At 71.7% G+C, this 1,733-nt stretch carries 3 protein-coding genes; all 3 read left to right on the top strand.

Going from position 1 to position 1,733, the window contains the following annotated elements; genetic code table 11:
- Nucleotides 1-194: aldehyde dehydrogenase family protein (locus AB8Z75_RS34455; RefSeq protein WP_369209011.1), on the top strand; the 194-nt coding region annotated here is incomplete at its 5' end.
- Between the two features lie 242 nt (nt 195-436).
- Nucleotides 437-997, top strand: a complete 561-nt coding sequence (locus AB8Z75_RS34450; RefSeq protein ID WP_369209009.1) for a DinB family protein — start codon at nt 437-439, stop codon at nt 995-997.
- 93 nt (nt 998-1,090) lie between these two features.
- Nucleotides 1,091-1,702, top strand: a complete 612-nt coding sequence (locus AB8Z75_RS34445; protein WP_369209007.1) for a PadR family transcriptional regulator — start codon at nt 1,091-1,093, stop codon at nt 1,700-1,702.
- Nucleotides 1,703-1,733: the final 31 nt, after the last annotated feature.

Raw genomic sequence — 1,733 nt, 5'->3', positions numbered from 1 at the left:
CCCCCTACGGGCTCGCGGGCGCGGTGCACAGCGCCGACATCGAACGGGGGGTCGCGGTGGCCCGGCGGATCGACGCGGGCATGGTCCACGTCAACGACTCCACGGTCGCCGACGAGCCCACCGTCCCCTACGGCGGCGAGAGGCTCTCCGGCTGGCTGTCCATCCAGCGGGAACGCAGCGAGTTCCCGTTCTGACGCGCCGGGGGAGCGCTTGCGGACAGAACCTGACCGCGACGCTTTCTACCTTGATTCTCGTCAGCCCCCCCGAACCGGCCGGGCCCCCGCTCGCGGCGGGGGCCCGGCCGGTTCCGCTCGGCGGACCTCCGCACGCGCCGGGGGAGCGCTTGCGGACAGAACCTGACCGCGACGCTTTCTACCTTGATTCTCGTCAGCCCGGGAAAACACCGGGAACCGAGAACAGTGAGGTGGCGAGCAGCATGCCCGTAGTCGTCCAGGCCGAGTCCGAAGGTGACGAGCGCGGAGCCCTTCTGGCCTATCTGGAGGCCCAGCGCGGCGGCCTCCGCCGAGCCCTCCACGGGCTGACCGAGGAGCAGGCGCGCAGCGCGCCCGCGGCCAGCGAGCTCTCGCTGCTCGGCCTCCTCAAGCACCTGACGACGGGCGAGCGCGGCTGGCTGCGTCTCTTCCAGGGCGCTGAGATCCCGACCGACCAGGCGGAGCGGCGCAAGGAATGGGAGACGGGCTTCGTCCCCGCCGCCGACGAGACGGTCGAGGTACTGCTCGCCCTCTCCGAGCAGGTGGCCGCCGAGACGGAGGCGGCCGTGCGGGCCATTGGCTCGTTGGACGACACGTTCGCCGTACCGCCCGCTCCCTGGACCGAGGGCGGCGACTACTCCTGGCGCTGGGGCCTGCTGCACCTGATCGAGGAGTACGCCCGCCACGCGGGCCACGCCGATGTCATCCGCGAGACGATCGACGGCAAGGGCGCCTTCGACCTGGTCTTCGAGACCGGAGCGATGCCCGAGCCCGACTGGTCCTGAGGGCAGGGCCAGGAGTAGCCTCCGTAACCGCGCCCGCTGGTCAAACTTGACCAGTGGGCGCGGAGACGAAGGACTCAACACGCAGGGGAAGCGATGTCGGCGATCCGGCTGCTGGTGCTGGGAGACGTGCGCCTGCGCGGACGGGCGCACGGCTACCAGGTCCGCAACGACCTGGAGTTCTGGGGCGCGCACGAATGGTCGACCGCCAAGCCGGGGTCGATCTACCACGCACTCAAACAGCTGGCCAAGCAGGATTTGCTGCGCGCGCACGACACCGCCCCCAGCACCGCCGGCGGCCCCCCGCGTACCGAGTACGAGATCACCCCGGCCGGCGAGGCGGAGTTCTTCCGGATGCTGCGGCACGCGCTGACCGCCACCCGCCAGAAGCAGGAACTGCTGACCTCCGCCATCGGCTTCCTCGTCGACCTCCCGCGCGGCGAGGCCATCGACCTGCTCGAACAGCGCGTGGCCGCGCTGGAGGGCTGGCGCGACGAGGTGACGGCGAGCTGGAGCCCGGCCGGCGCCGTCCCCGCGGGCCCGAGCCACATCGGGGAGATCATGAGGCTGTGGGTCCGCACCGCCGACAGCGACGCGGCCTGGGCCCGCGAGCTGATCGACCGTCTGGAGAAGGGCGCCTTCGTCATGGCGGGCGAAGGCCCCCGCGACCTCAGCGTCCTCACCGACCGCCCGGGACAACACGCCTAGGACCTTCCCCCGCACACCCCCGCTCCCTCTC

It is taken from the genome of Streptomyces sp. PU-14G (assembly GCF_041028275.1).
In the GTDB taxonomy this organism is placed as follows: domain Bacteria; phylum Actinomycetota; class Actinomycetes; order Streptomycetales; family Streptomycetaceae; genus Streptomyces.
This window is presented reverse-complemented; position numbering and strand designations above follow the sequence as displayed.